We start from the raw sequence: 15,689 nt of genomic DNA on the forward strand, positions 1-15,689 counted from the left end.
GGCATGGCCGACGCTCAGCTCCACGCTGACGGCGACTACCGCGCGGAGCTCGCCCGCTGGACGACCGAGGCCCCGCGATCGGACGGTATCCCGCCGGATCACCTCGGCCCCGGAGGAGGCGCCGGGACGCTTACCCGGGATTTCGGACAGCTACCGGCAGGTGACATCCGGTGGGAGACATGTCCGCAGCTCGCCGTCCTCACCACCCGGGACGACCAACCGCTCGACTGGCTGCGAGCCGGTCAAGCAGTGCAACGGGTGCTGTTGATCGCCACCCTCTACGGGGTGTCCGCCTCGTTTCTCTACCAACCACTGGACCTGCGGGATATGCGCGGCCGGACAGATCCGCGGCACCACCGCGCCCACCCACAGATGATCATTCGCTTCGGTTACGGCCCGGCTGTGCTCGACACCCCACGCCGTCCCGTTTCAGACATCCTCGAAACCGCCTGAAGAAACCCATCCGTTTCCAGCTATTTCACAACGGCGGCCGAAAGTCCTGCCCTTCGGGGACCTCCGACCACTGCGCCCACCCCCTGCTCGGTGATGACATCAAGGTGAGGAAACTCCGAAAGGCAGGGAGGAAAACATGAGTACGCCGATGCGCCGAGAGCAGCGAGGCCTCGTCCCCGATCTGTTCGACTTGCTGGAGATTCCCTTCGCCGCCCTGCGGCCGCCCATGACCCAGCCCATCAAATTCGAGGACTACGTCAAGGAAGGCCGCTACGTGCTACGCGCCGAGCTGCCGGGAATCGACCCCGAAAAAGATGTCGAGATAACGCTGTCCAACGGCGCCCTGACCGTCCACGCCGAGCGGCATGACGAGCACAAAGACCAGCACCGGACGGAGTTCCGCTACGGCTCCTTCACTCGCTCCGTCACGCTGCCCGTCGGCGTGGACGACAACGACATCAAGGCGACCTACGACAAGGGCATCCTGGAGGTCAGCGTCAAACTCGCCGACGCCAAGCAGGAGGGGAAACGCATCCCGATCGAGTCCAAGCCGCAGCCGGATACCTGACGGGTCGCGCGGGCCTACTTCACGTCAAGCGGGCCCGCAAAGCCTCACGGCTGGAGAAGGCGCACGCTACCGGCAGGGACGTGACGATCACCGAGGTAGCGACCAGAACACCCTGAGAGGCAGGGACCCGGGAAGGGTACGGTGATCGTGATGGGTCTTGGAGTTGACCCGGTTTGGTGGACACCTGATCTCTGAGGAACCTTGGTTCTCGGGAGAAGGAGTTCACTGTGCCGAACAACTGTCCGCCGGAATCTCGCCGGCAGATGGTGGAGCTGGTGCGCGCGGGACGATCGCCGGAGGAACTCGCAGGAGCGTTTCCGCCCTCCGCGCAATCGATTCGTGTCTGAGTGCGCCAGGCCGACCTCGATGACGGCCGTCGCACCGACGGCCTGACCAGCGCCGAGAAGGACGAACTGGCCAGGCTGCGCCGCGAGGAGAAGGAGATCTTGCGTAAGGCCGCGGTTTTCTTCGCGCGGGAGACGGATCGGCCGAGATGAGATTCCGGCTGATCCATCCGGAGAAAGACCACCATGATGTCTGTCTGCTGGCCCGGGTGCTGGGTGTGTCGCGCCAGGGCTACTACGCCTGGGCCACACGCGGCCCCTCGATCCGCGCCCGCCAGGACGCGGAGCTGACCGAGAAGATCCGCCGCCACCATCAGGTACCGGATGAGATTTTCGGGGCGCCGCGCATCCAGGCTGACCTGCGCGAGCCAGCCGGCATCGGGGTCGGCCGCAAGCGGGTGGCCCGGCTGATGCGCGCGGCCGGCCCGGCCGGGGTGAGCCGTCGCAAGGGCACCCGAACGACGATCCGTGATGGCGGGGCTGCCGCGACCGATCCGGTGCGGCGGGAGTTCACTGCGGCCGAGCCGAACCGGATCTGGACCGCCGACATCACATATGCGCCGACCTGGCAAGGCTTCCTCTACCTCGCGGTCGTCCTGGACGCCTTCTCCCGCAGGATCGTCGGCTGGGCGATGGCCGATCACATGCGCGCCGAACCGGTCACCAACGCGCTGGCGATGGCGATCGGTTCGGCGCCGCCCCGACGCCGGGGTGATCCATCACCGCGACAAGGGCAGCCGATACACCTCGATTGCGTTCGGCCGGCACTGTGACCATCACCGAGAGCTTCTTCGCCTCGCTGGAGCGCGAACTGGGGGTACGGCGAGGCGATCCAGGCCAACCTCGCCGCGCAGCGCGCCCTGATCGCCGAACTGGCGCAGTCCATGTCGGCGGTCAGGGCCGACCTGACCGTGCGCTCGCCGTTCCGCCTCGCTCTGCAGGACTTCCTTGACACCCACGACGAGTTCATCTCCGAATGGGAGTCCTTCCCCGGCACTGACCGGCCCGCCACGGTGGCCGAGGTGGTCGGCAACCGGCAGCTCGTGCACAGCATGCGGCTGAGGTACGGCGGGACCTATCTGCGCATACTGGACGCCGAGCTCGGCGCGGGCAACCGGACCCCCGCCATCCGGGCCGAACGGGCCCGCCTCGGCGCGCTTCGACGACTGGTTCACCGAGGCCGAAGCCGACGCGACGGCCACCCCGATCCCGATCCGCGCGCTGGTCGCCGTACAGCTCGGAGCGGCCCTGCTCGCGGCGGAGTCGGCCAAGCGGAAGCCCTGAGCCGAACGGCACCGCATCCGGGTCACCGGCCGCACTTCGCCGCTTTCGTGTCACGCAAGAAGTCACCGGGAACGCCGGAAAAAATCGCAGGCATCGGCGCATTGAATTATTGGCATATTTCGGAATCAGCGGCCCGATATACGGTGACTGACCGACCATTTACCAAGCAATGAGATGAGTCGCGCCAACCAGACGGCGACTGCTCAATATGGTTTATCTCGCACAGAAGAGACAGGGCTAGGTGCGCACCCACCTTGCAAAATAAAGCAAATGTCCACATTTGCAGCCTATGGCGGAAATTACCAATTTCATTGCCATCTTCGATAGGAGTTAGGAAGACATATGCCTGAGCTTGTACGGCGACGATTCCTGCAGATCGGCGCGATTGCCGGAGCCTCCATGCTGGCTCCGATCCGGTTCGCCGAAACGTCCTTCGCGCGATCCCTGCCGGGACGAACGGTCGACCCGACCGCCATCAGAAAGTATGTGACGCCGCTGGTGATCCCGCCGGCTATGCCACCGACCAAGACGAAACGCAAGTTCGACTACTACGAGATTGCCGTGCGCCAGTTCAGGCAGCAGATCCTGCCTCCGGGCCTACCGGCGACGACGGTGTGGAGCTACGGATCGGTCGATCATCCAAGCTCATTCAACTATCCGGCGTTCACGATAGAAGCTCGCCATCGGCGATCGATCCAGGTCAAGTGGATCAACGACCTCGTCGACAAGCACGGCTGCTTCCTGCCGCACCTCCTGCCGATCGACCAGACCTTGCACTGGGCGAATCCCCCGGGCGGCAAACAGCACCGCGACTCGAACGGCACCGATCAGACCCCCTATCGCGGACCGGTGCCGCTCGTCACCCACGTACATGGCAACCACACCTTCGACTACAGCGATGGATACGCCGAGGCGTGGTACCTGCCGGACGCCTCCAACATTCCAAAGGGATACGCACGCGAGGGCTCTTTCTACAAGTTCTTCAAGAAGAAGTCACCCCTGGGTCACGACTGGGACACCGGCGAGGTGGTCTTCGAATACGGCAACGACCAACCGGCCAACACACAGTGGTACCACGACCACACGCTTGGAATGACCAGGGCCAATGTCTACGCCGGCCCGGCCGGCTTCTATCTGCTCCGCGGCGGCCCCAACGACCTGCCGCGAGGTTACTTGCCCGGCCCCGCGCCGCAGGTCGGCGATCGACCGGGCAAGCGCTACTACGAGATCCCGCTGGCCGTCCAGGACCGCTCGTTCAACAACGACGGTTCCCTGTTCTACCCCAACAGCCGGGCCTTTTTCGATGGGTTCACCGGCCCGTACGCGCCGGACAGCGACGTGCCGCCGATCTGGAACCCGGAGTTCTTCGCCAACACGATCGTCGTCAACGGGAAGACCTGGCCGGCACTCGGGGTGGAGCCGCGACGGTACCGTTTCCGCATCCTCAACGGATGCAACAGCCGTTTCCTAATCTTCAAGCTGGTATCCAACCCGCTGGCGCCACGTCCCGCTCCAGCGGTGTTGCCTCTCTGGGTGATCGGCGCGGAAGGCGGCTTCCTGCCCGCACCGGTATCACTCGACAATCTGCTGATGTCGCCGGCCGAACGGGCTGACGTGATCGTGGATTTCACCGGCCTGCCCGTGGGCACGGAGATCTATCTGATCAACGAGGGGCCGGACGAGCCCTTCAACGGCCAGCCGGGGACTTTCGCCGATCCCGCTACCACCGGCCAGGTCATGAAGTTCAAGGTCGTGCCGCTCACCTCGCGTGACACCAGCACTCCGCCGGATCGGCTGAAGCTGCCGGCGCCCTCCCCGCTCGGCGCGGAGACCAACCGCAGGCAGGTTTCCCTCAATGAGCAGGATTCGGCCGTCCTGCCAGATGTGGGTCCGGTTATAACGCTGCTCGGCACAGTGCAAAACGGCGCGGCTGTCCCGCTGAAGTGGGATGACAAGATCACCGAGAATCCCGCCCTGAACTCCACCGAGGTCTGGGAGATGTACAACTTCACGGCGGACGCGCATCCGATCCATATCCATGAGGTGCAGTTCCAGGTCCTCGACCGGCAGCCGATCGACGGTAATCCGCGACCACCGGAACCATGGGAGCGAGGTTTCAAGGACACCGTCATCGCCTACCCTGGAGAGATCACACGGGTGAAGGCAAAATTCGACCTGCCCGGCCAATACGTCTGGCACTGTCACATCGTCGAGCATGAAGACAACGAGATGATGCGCCCCTACCACATTGGGCCGATCCCACCGTCTCTACCATAATCGAATCGTGTCGGTCATCACATAGAATAATTTCAGAAAAAACGGTCCTGGCCTATCACGTGAATTCTTTTGTCACCTCCGGCCCGACTCCCCCCGAGGGCCGTTCCCGCCGGACGAGCATTGTTCTACAAGTGTTTCTGAGTTTGAAAGGTAGAAGTCACGGCGGTTCGAGGATGAGACCGGTCTGAGCGACGAAGCCGTCCAGGAGGCCATGCCGATACTTCGTCCGCTTCAGCTTGTGATTCAACTCGGGCGCGTACGCGGACAGTTGGAAGACCGTCAGCCACGGGCGGGCCTCGATCGCGGCGCGCATCACGGTACCCAGATGGCGGCGGTCGTTGTCCCACACCAGCACGATCGATCCGCCGAGCCGAGTGCGAACGGCATCAAGTAACGCCGTGAACTGCCGGGGCCGCCTCGCCGGGCCGTCCACCTCGGATCAGGGTCCGATACATCAGCCGGGTGCGCTTTTCCACCCTGGCGCACACCAGCCCAGCCAGGGCCACCCGATCGTAGCACCCGCAACATGCTGCTGAGCGCGCCGCGTTGTCTGGGCGAACGCGGCTTCGCTCTCCTCACGCAACGCCGGCGCACCCTGCAGCACATCACCACCAACCCGAGCAAAATCGGTGACATCGCCCGCGCCGTACTTTTCCTCACCCATTTCGAGCACAGCAGACTCATTTAAAAGTCGCCGAATCACCTCAATGGAGCTCTTTCCGGGGGCGCACGACTGCGACAGGGCAGTGGGCACGATGCAGAAGACCGTGGCTGACCGAGCCCAGCAGGGCCGAGCCGAGGTTGCCGAGGCCGCGTGAGCCGACCACGACCAGATCAGCGGTACGTGAGGCGTCGGTGAGGGCGGGTACCGGGTGGCCGCACAGGACCGACTCCTTCACCGAGACATCCGGGTGCTTGTCACGCCAGAGGACCAGACGCTGGCGGGCCATGCGAGATTCGCTTTCGAACGTCTCCTGCAGCAGATCGGCGTAGGTGACGGCGCGGGAGGCGAACGCCGGGGTCTGCCAGGCGTGAACGACGTGGAGCCGCGCGTCGCGCAGCCGGGCCTGCTCGAAGGCGTACTCCAAGGCGGCCTCACCGTGCGCGGATCCGTCGTAGCCGACGGCGATCTCACCGTGAACGCTCTGGGCGGCCTGCCGCACGATGACCACGGGGCCGGCTGCGTGCCCGGCGACTCCCATACCGACCGATCCGAGGACCAGGCCGGCGAAACCGCCCGATCCACGGCTGCCGAGCACGAGCGTGTCGGCGGTCTCGGATTCGCTTTTCAGCCGCTCGACCACCGCGCCGATCACCTGGTCGGTGGTTATGTCGATCCCCGGTGCCCGCCGGCGGGCCCGAGCGGCCGCCGCGGCGAGCACTTCGTCGCAGTGCTCTCTCAACGCGTCGCTCAGGCCGGGGGCGGTATGGAAGGGGAAGTCGCCTGCCCACGGTTCACGCACGCACACGATCTTCAAGGTGGCGCCCTTTCGCGCGGCGTCATCGGCCGCCCACTCCAGCGCCGCCGTCGCGGTCGCGGAACCATCGACACCGACGACGATCTGTCCGCTCATGGTCATCTCCTTGTCGGGAGCTCCGTGTCTTCCATCTCCATCTCACTGGTGGGGGCCCTCACGCGCAGCGGGCGAACGTCCCCCACTTTCAGGACTTCCGTCCCGCCCAGGGCCGACTCCGGCAGACCACCGGGCCATCCCTGAACAACGCCAGCGGGGTCCGGGGATCTCGACGCACCCGACGATCATCACCGCGGGAAGCTCTCGGGAAATCTCTCCGCTTGCCCGTACGGCCCCGCGTCAGGCGGGGACTCCCGGCCGTCCGGCGAGGGACTTTCGGCACTGCGCGTTCTCACCGGCAAGACGTAATGTTCGAAATGAAGGGTCTCGTCGGAGGACATCGCTCCACGGATGATCTTTCCGCGGCGGAGGCATCGCCGCCGGCACCGTGGTCCTCCCCGCTGGATCGGCGCAGCGAGGCGACCATCGTGAGGGGGCTGCGGCGAAATCTCAGACGCGTCATCCGCATATCCGGTGAGCCTGTGTGGAAGGAAGACGACATCGTCTCCTGTCCCCCCGGGCGAGGACCCGACATACGAGAAGTCAGGGACAAAGGGGGACGTCCCATGAACGCAGTTGTGACAGAGTCGCTGGAACCGCTCATCGCCGAGTTGCGCTCTCGTGGCTTCACCGTCGTCGGGCCGACGACGCGGGACGGGGCCATTCGGTTCGCTGAAATCTCCTGCGCCGCGCAGCTACCCGCGGGGCGAGGTGACGAGCAGCAACCCGGGCGCTACCGGCTGACCGAGCGGCACGACGATCTGGTGTTCGGTTTCGCCGCGAGTCCCGACTCGGCCAAACGCTACACCCAGCCGCCCCGGCAGCCTCTGCTCCGGATGCGTGAGGGGACGGTGGAGGAGGCGGCGGCCGAGGCGCCCCGCATCGCCCTGCTGGGCGTGCGCGCCTGCGATCTGGCCGCGATAGCCGTACAGGACCGGGTGTTCCTCGGCGGCAGGCACCCCGATCCGGCCTACCGCAAGCGGCGCGAGGCGATGCTGCTCATCGCGGTGAACTGCGCGGTGCCCGGCGGCACCTGCTTCTGCGTCTCCATGGGCACCGGGCCGAAGGCCACCGCCGGGTTCGACCTGGCGCTCACCGAGCTGAGCGACCCGCACCGGTTCCTGATCGAGACGGGAAGCGATCAGGGAGCGGAGATCGTCGCGGCGATCTCGCATCGGCCGGCCACCGGCGACGACGTCGTGGCCGCCGAGGAGGTCTCCCGCGTCGCCGCCACCCGGATGGGCCGCCAGGTGGACACCGACGGCATCCAGGAGCGCCTGGCCGGAGCACACGACTCGCCACGCTGGGCCGAGGTCGCCTCCCGCTGCCTGGCCTGCACCAACTGCACGATGGTCTGCCCCACCTGCTTCTGCACCACCGTCGAGGACGCCACCGACTTCACCGGTGGCGTCGCGGAGCGGACGGAGGTATGGGACTCCTGCTTCACGCTGGACTTCTCCGAGGTCGGCGGCTCCTCCGTACGCGGCTCGGGCTCCGCCCGCTACCGGCAGTGGCTGACCCACAAGTTCTCCACCTGGTTCGACCAGTTCGGCATGTCCGGTTGCGTGGGCTGCGGCAGGTGCATCACCTGGTGCCCGACCGGCATCGACGTCACCGAGGAGCTGGGATGCATCCGATGACGCCGGCGCCCTATCGGGTGCGCTCCCGCCGCCCGGATCGGGCCGACACGGTGACCTTGGCTCTCCGACCGGTCGCGGGCCCGTGCCCGCCGTTCCTGCCGGGCCAGTTCACGATGATCTACGCTCCCGGTGTAGGGGAGATACCGGTCTCGATCAGCGGCCGGGCCCGCTCCGGCGGATATGTGCAGACGATCCGCGCGGTGGGTGCGGTCAGCGGGGCGCTGTGCCGCACCCGGCCCGGTGACGTGGTGGGGGTGCGCGGGCCGTACGGCACGGCATGGGACCTGCCGTCGGCGGAGGGCCTGGACGTGATCGTGGCCGCAGGCGGGCTCGGACTGGCCCCGCTGCGGCCGGTCATCCGAGAGCTGGCCGCTCACGGCTCCCGCTACGGCCGCATCAGCCTGATCGTCGGCACCCGCACGCCCGCGACCCTGATCTATCCCGGCGAGCTGGCGAGCTGGCGCGACAGGCACAGCATCGACGTGCAGGTCACCGTGGACCACCCCGACCTCGCGTGGAAAGGGCCGGTGGGCCTGGTCACGCGGCTGATCGACCGGATCGTCTTCGAACCTCGCCGTACGTTCGCCTTCGTCTGCGGCCCCGAGGTCATGATGCGTGCGAGTGCGGCCGAGCTGGTGCGGCGGGGCGTCGCAGCCGGACGGGTGATGCTGTCGGTGGAGCGCAACATGAAGTGCGGCGTCGGCCGCTGCGGCCACTGCCAGCTCGGCCCGCTGCTCACCTGCCTCGACGGCCCGGTGCTGAGCTACGAGCGGGCCGCCGGTCTGCTGGCCGTGAGGGAGCTGTGATGGCCAGGCCCGCGGCCACAGCCGGGCACCCTCGGCTGGCGGTGTGGAAGTTCGCCTCCTGCGACGGCTGCCAGCTCACCTTGCTGGACTGCGAGGACGAGTTGCTGTCGGTCGCCGCCGAGGTGGACATCGCCTACTTCCTGGAGGCTTCGAGCGCGGTCGGGCCCGGGCCCTACGATCTGTCGCTGGTCGAGGGGTCGATCACTACTCCGGATGACCTGCGGCGGATCCAGCATGTGCGACGCGTGTCGAAGCGCCTGGTGACGATCGGCGCCTGCGCGACCGCAGGCGGCATCCAGGCGCTACGCGACTTCGCCGACGTGCGCGAGTTCGCCTCGATCGTCTACGCCCGGCCCGACTACATCGCCACGCTGGAACGCTCCACTGCGATCTCCGCCCACGTTCCCGTCGACTTCGAGCTGCGCGGCTGCCCCATCGACAAAAGACAGCTGTTGGAGGTGATCTCGGCCTTCCTGGCCGGCCGGCGCCCCTTCGTGCCCGCCCACAGCGTCTGCGTGGAGTGCAAGTCCCGTGGCAACGTGTGCGTCATGGTGGCCCACGGCACCCCCTGTCTCGGCCCGGTCACCCAGGCCGGTTGCGGAGCGCTCTGCCCGGCGTTCAACCGGGGCTGCTACGGCTGTTTCGGCCCGATGGAGAGCCCCAACTCCCGCGCGCTCAACGCGCAGCTGCGAGAACTCGGCATGAGCACCCCCGAACTGGTGCGCGTCTACCGGACGTTCAACGCCACCGAAGAACCCTTCCGCCAGGCGTCCGAGGAGGCCGAAAGTGACGCATAAGTCGATCAGAATCGGCGGGCTGACCCGTGTGGAAGGCGAGGGATCACTGCTGGTGCGCGCCCGCGGCGGTCGCGTCACCGACGTGCAGCTGAACATCTACGAACCGCCGCGCTTCTTCGAGGCGCTGCTGCGCGGAAGGGATCACACCGAACCGCCCGACATCACCGCCCGCATCTGCGGCATCTGCCCGGTGGCCTACCAGATGAGCGCCTGCCAGGCCATCGAGGCGGCCTGCGGGACAGAGGTGACCGGGCCCCTGCGGGACCTGCGGCTGCTGCTGTACTACGGCGAGTGGATCGAGTCGCACGCCCTGCACATCTGCCTGCTGCACGCCCCCGACTTCCTCGGCTATGACAGCGGCGTGGCCATGGCGGCCGATCACCGCCACCTGGTGGAGCGGGGGCTGGCGTTGAAGAAGGCCGGCAACGAACTGGTGGCGGCTCTCGGCGGCCGGGCGATTCACCCGGTCAACGTGCGGGTGGGCGGCTTCTACCGGGTGCCCGCCCGCGCCGAGCTCGCGCCGGTCGCCGAACGGCTGCGCCGGGCCCGCGAGGAGGCGCTGGCGACGGTGGAATGGGTGGCCGGGTTCGACTTTCCCGACGTCGAGCACGACTACCGCTTCCTCGCGCTGCACCACCCGGCGGAGTACGCCATCCTGTCCGGGACGATCGCGGTGAGTGACGGGACCGGATTCGCGGCGGCCGACTGGCCCGCCCACATCGTGGAAGAGCAGGTTCCGCATTCCACCGCGCTGCACGCGCGGCTCGACGGGACCGCCGGCTATCTGGTGGGCGCCCTGGCGCGCTATGCCCTGAACGGGCGGCAGCTGTCCCCACTGGCCCGGTCGGCGGCAGAAGCCGCCGGGCTCGGCCCCGTCTGCCGTAACCCGTTCCGCAGCATCGTTGTCCGAGCGGTGGAGATCCTGCACGCCTGCGACGAGGCGATCCGGATCATCGAGGACTACACCGAGCCGCAGGCGCTGTCCATGCCGGTCGAGCCCCGTCCCGGAGTCGGTCACGGGGTCTCGGAGGCTCCGCGGGGCACGCTCTACCACCGCTACCGGATCGACGGCGCGGGCCTGATCGCCGAGGCTGACATCGTGCCTCCGACCTCGCAGAACCAGGCTCGCATCGAGATGGATCTACGTCACCTCATCGAGCCCCGCCTCGACCTGCCGGAGGCGGAGCTGGCGGCGCTGTGCGAGCGGGCGGTACGCAACCACGACCCGTGCATCTCCTGCTCGGCCCACTTTTTACACCTTCACCTGGACCGGTGAGGTCGATCCGACCCGGGAGGGATCATGCACGCCCATATCGTCATCGGGATCGGCAACGACTTCCGAGGGGACGACGCCGCGGGGCTGGAGGCGGCCCGGCTGCTGCGCGGCATGCTTCCCCCGGAGGTTCCCGTGATCGAGAACGAGGGCGACCCGGCCGAGCTGATCGAGGCATGGACCGGCGCGGACCTGGCGATCGTGATCGACACGGCGGTTTCCGGCGCGCCCCCGGGCACGGTGGTCCGGCACACCGTCCTCGGCCCTTCCCTCTCACGGGGGGACGCTCCACCGCCGCCTCCCATCATCCAGCACGCCAGCTCCCACGCTCTGGGCGTCGCCGACGCGGTCGCCCTCGGCCACGTACTCGGCCGCCTGCCTCGTGAACTCACGCTCTACACCGTTGAGGGCGCAGACTTCGGACTCGGAGCCCCGATGACGCCCGCCGTACGGCATGCCGTCGAAGAGACCGTCGCGACCATAGCCGCTCTCGTCCCGCAGAGCTCAGCACGGCTCCGCCCCTTCTAGGGGCGCAACGACGGCGACGGGGCAGGACGCGTGCCTGACCAGCGACCTGGTGATCACACCGAGACGGCCCGTACGGCGTGCCGTCCGCCCCGTGCCCGCGACGATGAGAGTGGCCTTCGCGGCGGCCGCTCCCAACGCCTCCTTCGGCGCACTCATGGTGACGGCGGCATCGACGGGGACCTCCGGGTATTTCTCCTGCCAGGGTGCGAGGCGTTCGTTCAGCCGCTCTTGGCAGGCCCGGCGTGAGTCGTCGGGATCGGGCAGGGAGGCCATGGCGACGCCCCACGTCAGAAGGCGCGGATAGCCGGCGTGTATCACGCGCAGGCGTAGGCGCCGCAGGGCCGCCTCGTGGAAGGCGAAGTCGAGCACCTCGTCGGCCGTGGTGTTTTTGAGACCCACAACGACAGGCCCCGGATGCAAGGGCACGGGCAGGGGTCCTGCCCCTCGCACGATGATCACCGGGGATCGCGCACGGGCCGCGACAGCGGCGGTGACGGAACCGATCACGGACCGGGCTGGGGCGCTCAGTCCCCGGGAGCCGACCACGACGAGTTCCGCGTCGGCTGACAGCTCGACGAGCCGCTGCGCGGCAGAGCCTTCGTGAAGATCGGTCGCCACGTCGACGATCGTGCTGCACGCGCGGGCGCAGTCGGCCCCGTGGTGCAGAACGTGCTCGGCGGCTTTGCGTAGATGGAGCTTGGCTCCGTCGTCGCTCTCGCCGTATGGCCAGCGCCACGCGTGGGTAAGGGTCAGCGAAAGTTTTCTGAGTTCCGCCTCGTCCATCGCCCAGTCCAGGGCCTGCATGGAGAAATCCGAGCCGTCATAGCCGATGACGATTCTGCGAGGTTCCGTCATGGTTATCACCTCGGTTCCATGGTTGGTGATGCCCGGATTGGACAGCAGGGCGGAACGTCCCTGTTCACCGGGACCTCCGACCTCTTTTCGTCTGGGCCGGGCACACCGGTGAGTCATCCGCGCCGCGGTTCAACGGGATCGTGGGAGGCCTGTGGCCGGGTCGCGCACTGGCATGATCGGAGATGGCCGCCTGCGATCAGGCGCTGTCTGCGACGGCGATGACGACAAGGGGACAGGCCGCGTGGTGGAGCAGCGAGTGGCTGACCGATCCGAGGAGCAGCCCGGCGACGGCACTGCGCCCGCGTGATCCCACCACCAGCAGGCCGGCGCCCGCGGAGACTCTCAACAGCACCTCCACCGGATGTCCCCGTTCAACATGTTTTACGAGTTTGACTCCCGGGCGACGCTCGCTCTGGCCGGTGAGCGCCTGGGCCAGCAGGAGCCGTTCCGCGCCCGCCTGATGGATCCGGGCCGGTGTGCCCTCAGGACGGCACCCGGCGGCGGATTCGCTCCAAGCGTGGACTGCGCGTAGGTCGGCGCCGCGCAGGCCGGCCTCGGTGAACGCGAACTCGATCGCGGCGGCACCGCCTGGCGAGCCGTCGACGCCGACGACAACCTCGTTGCGCGGCTGCGTGCGCGTCCTGCGGATGACGGCCACGGGGCAGGTGGCCTGACCGGACACGCCCAACGCGACCGAGCCGAGCAGCAGCCCGCCGAAGCCGCCCAGCCCGTGGCTGCCGACTACCAGGAGGTCGGCGTCCTTGGAGGCTCTGATCAGGCTGAGCCGTGGGTCTCCCCGCAGCAGTTCGGACTCCACCTCAGCCCCGCGCCTCTCGTCGCGCGCCTGCCGCAGGGCGTCCGCCAGCACAGAGGCGGCACTCTGACGCATCCAGCGGCCCACGTAGGCATGAGGCGCATCATCGGGCAGCTCATACGCCCATCCAGGCACAACGTGCACGATGCGCACCTTGACACCGCGCAGGTCAGCTTCGCGCATCGCCCAGATCACAGCCGCCAAGCCGCCTTGCGAACCGTCGACTCCAACGACGATCATGAGGCTTTCTTCCCCGGTCGAATCGCGGCCCATGGACGTGAGTGGACGGTCGGCGGCTCGTCAGGCCTGCCGTGCGAGCCCGGTGGTCACGAGTGGACCACCGCCACCGGGCCGTGGGCGTGGTGCAGCACGCCGCGGCTGACGGAGCCCAGCAGCACCGAGCCGGCCGCGCCCATCCCCCGCGAGCCCACGACGACCAGGTCGGCCCTGGCCGAGGCATCGGTCAGGGCCTCGACCGGATGCGTGCTCCGAACGTCCTCCACCACTTCCACCTCGGGAAACTTCTCCCGCCAGGTGCCGAGCTTGTCGCGCACCATACGCTGGTGGAAGCGGTGAACTTCTTCTATGTCGGCGGGGATCTCCGGTATGAGGCCGTACACCGGCCGCTGCCAGGCGTGGACGGCTCGCAGCGCGCAGCCGCGCAGCCTGGCCTGCTCGAAGGCGTAGGCCAGCGCGGGCTCGCATTCGGCGGAGCCGTCGACACCCACGACGATCTCACCGTGCGGCCGGCCGGCGTCCGCCCTGACGACCACGACGGTGCCGGGCACATGACCGGCCACGTGGAGGACCATTGAGCCCAGCAGGGCGCCGACGAAGCCGCCCAGGCCGCGGCTGCCGATCACGAGCTCGGTGGCCGTGCCGACCTGCTCCCGCAGAACCTTGGCCGGTGATCCCTCGATCAGTTCGGTCGTCACCCGGACGTCCGGCCGGTATTTCGTGGCCACGGTGATCGCTTCGGTGAGCACCTGCTCGCCGGCGCGCGCCGCGAGGTCGGCCCAGTCGGGTGGAGGGAATGCGGCGACGCCATACGGCCAGCGGTCCACAACGTGGACGATCCGCAACGGCAACCCTCTGCGGGCGGCGTCATCAGCCGCCCATTTCACGGCCGCCATGGCGGCGGGTGAGCCGTCCGTCGCAGCGGTGATCGATTCGGTCATGACATGTCCTCTCGCTTCTGCTGCGCTTCCATCCGATCGCGGCGCCGGCGTTTTCCCCAGGGGCGATCGTCCCGGCATGAACAGGACCTTCGTCCTTTCCCTGATGGCGATTCCGGTCGCGTGGTTGAGGATCCTCCGGCGCCGCAGCCGATCAGGCGCGCCACCGCACCATCTTTCCCGCCGATCGCATCCGGGGGCCTGCTCCGTCCGGGGGACTACGCCGGCTCCGGAGCCGCCCCCTTCGGACGGACGACGGCGACGGGACAGTGGGCGTGGTGAAGGACGCCATGGCTGACCGAGCCGAAGACGGCGGAGGCGAGCAGACCGTGGCCGCGGGAGCCGACGACGACCATGTCGGCCTCGGTGGAGGCATCGCGGAGGGCTCCGGCCGGGTGACCGCAGACGATCGACTCGGTCACCGTGACGTGGGGGAACCGCTCCCGCCACGGAGCCAGCACCCGCCGGAGGAACGTGCCCCTCTCAGCGACGATCCTCTCCCCCACGGATCCGCTCCCGACGGCCGGCGTGGACAGGCCAGGGGGCTGCCAGGCATGGACGGCGTGCACGACGGCACCTCGGATCTCGGCCTCGGCGAAGGCATGAGCGAGCACGGCCTCCGCACCCTCCGATCCGTCGACCCCGACCACGATCCGGCCATGGCGTGTCGCGGAGTCGCCGCGGACGACGACGACGGGACAGCCGGCGTGGCCGGCGACGCCCATGCCGACCGAGCCCAGCAGCAGCCCGGCGAACCCGCCCTGGCCTCGGCTGCCGATCACGACCTGATCGGCCGCTTCGGACTCCTCCAGGAGCCTTTGGACGAGGTCTCCGTCAACGAGTGCGGTGGTGACCTCCAGGCCAGGCGCACTCGCCCGCGCCGCCTCAGCCGCGTCCGCGAGCATCGCGCGGCAGTGCTTCGCCTCTGGATCCCGGTAGTTCTTCATCGTGTGGACGGGGACGTCGCCGGCCCACTGCTCGCGAACGTGGACGATCCTCAGGGGCCTGGCGCGCAGTACGGCCTCACGCGCGGCCCACCGCACCGCCTCCGACGCGGCGGGAGAGCCGTCGGTGCCGGCTATTACGGGTCTGTTCATGACGGGGCTCCTCAGACGTCGGTGTGTCAGGCGATCCAGGCGCCCTGGATGTGGTTGCGGACGGACACGGGTTCAGCGGTCATGACTGATCCCGGCCACTCCCCCTATGATCATCGGCCGGACCGAAACCACGTCCACCGTGATCGCCGCCACTGGCGGCCTCAGCTCTGACGGGGCTGCTCGGCGGGGACGTCCAGCCTGTCC

Annotated in this window: 18 protein-coding genes; 12 read left to right on the plus strand and 6 right to left on the minus strand. The window is 68.0% G+C overall.

The window, feature by feature from the left end; translation table 11 throughout:
• Positions 1-3 precede the first annotated feature (3 nt).
• The 6 genes from SROS_RS23340 (at position 4) to SROS_RS23360 (ending at position 4,926) form a co-directional block, all read left to right on the plus strand.
• Positions 4-453: a hypothetical protein gene (locus SROS_RS23340; RefSeq protein ID WP_052317025.1), complete on the plus strand. Its 450-nt coding sequence runs from the start codon at positions 4-6 to the stop codon at positions 451-453.
• Between the two features lie 136 nt (positions 454-589).
• Positions 590-1,021: an Hsp20/alpha crystallin family protein gene (locus tag SROS_RS23345; protein WP_012891376.1), complete on the plus strand. Its 432-nt coding sequence runs from the start codon at positions 590-592 to the stop codon at positions 1,019-1,021.
• Positions 1,022-1,368: 347 nt separating this feature from the next.
• The gene (locus SROS_RS51115; RefSeq protein WP_169369352.1) at positions 1,369-1,518 is read left to right on the plus strand and encodes a hypothetical protein; all 150 of its coding nucleotides are present in this window, start codon (positions 1,369-1,371) and stop codon (positions 1,516-1,518) included.
• Positions 1,515-2,138: an IS3 family transposase gene (locus tag SROS_RS23355; RefSeq protein ID WP_012891377.1), complete on the plus strand. Its 624-nt coding sequence runs from the start codon at positions 1,515-1,517 to the stop codon at positions 2,136-2,138. The genes SROS_RS51115 and SROS_RS23355 overlap by 4 nt, the downstream gene beginning before the upstream one ends.
• Positions 2,139-2,249: 111 nt before the next feature.
• Entirely contained in the window at positions 2,250-2,822 is a 573-nt protein-coding gene (locus SROS_RS49815; protein ID WP_148269173.1) for a hypothetical protein, read from the plus strand.
• Between the two features lie 169 nt (positions 2,823-2,991).
• Complete coding sequence (locus SROS_RS23360; protein WP_043652748.1) at positions 2,992-4,926, plus strand: multicopper oxidase family protein; 1,935 nt, start codon at positions 2,992-2,994, stop codon at positions 4,924-4,926.
• A gap of 157 nt (positions 4,927-5,083) precedes the next feature.
• Here the strand turns inward: SROS_RS23360 and SROS_RS23365 are convergent, their stop codons facing one another.
• Positions 5,084-5,281, minus strand: a complete 198-nt coding sequence (locus SROS_RS23365; RefSeq protein ID WP_052317026.1) for a hypothetical protein — start codon at positions 5,279-5,281, stop codon at positions 5,084-5,086.
• A 171-nt stretch (positions 5,282-5,452) separates the two neighbouring features.
• On the opposite strand from SROS_RS23365, the gene SROS_RS51120 reads away from it, so the two are divergent.
• Positions 5,453-5,614 carry a hypothetical protein gene (locus tag SROS_RS51120; protein ID WP_169369354.1) on the plus strand — a complete coding sequence of 54 codons (162 nt, stop codon included), beginning with the start codon at positions 5,453-5,455 and terminating at the stop codon, positions 5,612-5,614.
• 16 nt (positions 5,615-5,630) lie between these two features.
• Here SROS_RS51120 and SROS_RS23375 read toward each other — a convergent pair whose 3' ends face one another.
• Entirely contained in the window at positions 5,631-6,500 is an 870-nt protein-coding gene (locus tag SROS_RS23375; RefSeq protein WP_012891379.1) for a universal stress protein, read from the minus strand.
• A gap of 566 nt (positions 6,501-7,066) precedes the next feature.
• Between SROS_RS23375 and SROS_RS23380 the strand changes: the two genes are divergently transcribed.
• The 5 genes from SROS_RS23380 to SROS_RS23400 are packed head-to-tail and all read left to right on the plus strand — an operon-like array spanning position 7,067 to position 11,544.
• The gene (locus tag SROS_RS23380) at positions 7,067-8,140 is read left to right on the plus strand and encodes a 4Fe-4S dicluster domain-containing protein (protein ID WP_012891380.1); all 1,074 of its coding nucleotides are present in this window, start codon (positions 7,067-7,069) and stop codon (positions 8,138-8,140) included.
• The gene (locus tag SROS_RS23385) at positions 8,128-8,946 is read left to right on the plus strand and encodes an FAD/NAD(P)-binding protein (RefSeq protein ID WP_012891381.1); all 819 of its coding nucleotides are present in this window, start codon (positions 8,128-8,130) and stop codon (positions 8,944-8,946) included. The genes SROS_RS23380 and SROS_RS23385 overlap by 13 nt, the downstream gene beginning before the upstream one ends.
• On the plus strand, positions 8,946-9,743 hold the full coding sequence (locus SROS_RS23390) for an NADH-quinone oxidoreductase subunit B family protein (protein WP_012891382.1): 798 nt from the start codon (positions 8,946-8,948) through the stop codon (positions 9,741-9,743). The genes SROS_RS23385 and SROS_RS23390 overlap by 1 nt, the downstream gene beginning before the upstream one ends.
• A complete protein-coding gene (locus tag SROS_RS23395) occupies positions 9,733-11,019 on the plus strand; it encodes a Ni/Fe hydrogenase subunit alpha (RefSeq protein ID WP_012891383.1) in 1,287 nt (428 codons plus the stop codon). The genes SROS_RS23390 and SROS_RS23395 overlap by 11 nt, the downstream gene beginning before the upstream one ends.
• Positions 11,020-11,043: 24 nt before the next feature.
• The gene (locus SROS_RS23400) at positions 11,044-11,544 is read left to right on the plus strand and encodes a hydrogenase maturation protease (protein ID WP_012891384.1); all 501 of its coding nucleotides are present in this window, start codon (positions 11,044-11,046) and stop codon (positions 11,542-11,544) included.
• Here the strand turns inward: SROS_RS23400 and SROS_RS23405 are convergent.
• From SROS_RS23405 to SROS_RS23420, 4 genes are all read right to left on the minus strand, one after another.
• Positions 11,521-12,399, minus strand: coding sequence for a universal stress protein (locus SROS_RS23405; protein WP_012891385.1), 879 nt, complete (start codon positions 12,397-12,399; stop codon positions 11,521-11,523). The genes SROS_RS23400 and SROS_RS23405 overlap by 24 nt on opposite strands.
• Before the next feature lie 196 nt (positions 12,400-12,595).
• Positions 12,596-13,486: a universal stress protein gene (locus tag SROS_RS23410; RefSeq protein WP_245564235.1), complete on the minus strand. Its 891-nt coding sequence runs from the start codon at positions 13,484-13,486 to the stop codon at positions 12,596-12,598.
• A 53-nt stretch (positions 13,487-13,539) separates the two neighbouring features.
• Positions 13,540-14,391 (minus strand): universal stress protein, encoded by an 852-nt coding sequence (locus SROS_RS23415; protein ID WP_012891387.1) that lies wholly within the window; start codon positions 14,389-14,391, stop codon positions 13,540-13,542.
• A 215-nt stretch (positions 14,392-14,606) separates the two neighbouring features.
• Positions 14,607-15,485 carry a universal stress protein gene (locus tag SROS_RS23420; protein ID WP_012891388.1) on the minus strand — a complete coding sequence of 293 codons (879 nt, stop codon included), beginning with the start codon at positions 15,483-15,485 and terminating at the stop codon, positions 14,607-14,609.
• Between the last annotated feature and the right edge of the window lie 204 nt (positions 15,486-15,689).

This window comes from Streptosporangium roseum DSM 43021, assembly GCF_000024865.1.
Lineage (GTDB): Bacteria > Actinomycetota > Actinomycetes > Streptosporangiales > Streptosporangiaceae > Streptosporangium > Streptosporangium roseum.

Excerpts from the sequence above, each read along its gene's own strand:
- SROS_RS23340 (WP_052317025.1), top strand. The coding sequence starts at position 4 with ATGGCCGACGCTCAGCTCCACGCTGACGGCGACTACCGCGCGGAGCTC.
- SROS_RS23345 (WP_012891376.1), top strand. The coding sequence starts at position 590 with ATGAGTACGCCGATGCGCCGAGAGCAGCGAGGCCTCGTCCCCGATCTG.
- SROS_RS23355 (WP_012891377.1), top strand. The coding sequence starts at position 1,515 with ATGAGATTCCGGCTGATCCATCCGGAGAAAGACCACCATGATGTCTGT.
- SROS_RS49815 (WP_148269173.1), top strand. The coding sequence starts at position 2,250 with ATGTCGGCGGTCAGGGCCGACCTGACCGTGCGCTCGCCGTTCCGCCTC.
- SROS_RS23360 (WP_043652748.1), top strand. The coding sequence starts at position 2,992 with ATGCCTGAGCTTGTACGGCGACGATTCCTGCAGATCGGCGCGATTGCC.
- SROS_RS51120 (WP_169369354.1), top strand. The coding sequence starts at position 5,453 with ATGCTGCTGAGCGCGCCGCGTTGTCTGGGCGAACGCGGCTTCGCTCTC.
- SROS_RS23375 (WP_012891379.1), bottom strand. The coding sequence starts at position 6,500 with ATGAGCGGACAGATCGTCGTCGGTGTCGATGGTTCCGCGACCGCGACG.
- SROS_RS23380 (WP_012891380.1), top strand. The coding sequence starts at position 7,067 with ATGAACGCAGTTGTGACAGAGTCGCTGGAACCGCTCATCGCCGAGTTG.
- SROS_RS23385 (WP_012891381.1), top strand. The coding sequence starts at position 8,128 with ATGCATCCGATGACGCCGGCGCCCTATCGGGTGCGCTCCCGCCGCCCG.
- SROS_RS23390 (WP_012891382.1), top strand. The coding sequence starts at position 8,946 with ATGGCCAGGCCCGCGGCCACAGCCGGGCACCCTCGGCTGGCGGTGTGG.
- SROS_RS23400 (WP_012891384.1), top strand. The coding sequence starts at position 11,044 with ATGCACGCCCATATCGTCATCGGGATCGGCAACGACTTCCGAGGGGAC.
- SROS_RS23405 (WP_012891385.1), bottom strand. The coding sequence starts at position 12,399 with ATGACGGAACCTCGCAGAATCGTCATCGGCTATGACGGCTCGGATTTC.
- SROS_RS23410 (WP_245564235.1), bottom strand. The coding sequence starts at position 13,486 with ATGGGCCGCGATTCGACCGGGGAAGAAAGCCTCATGATCGTCGTTGGA.
- SROS_RS23415 (WP_012891387.1), bottom strand. The coding sequence starts at position 14,391 with ATGACCGAATCGATCACCGCTGCGACGGACGGCTCACCCGCCGCCATG.
- SROS_RS23420 (WP_012891388.1), bottom strand. The coding sequence starts at position 15,485 with ATGAACAGACCCGTAATAGCCGGCACCGACGGCTCTCCCGCCGCGTCG.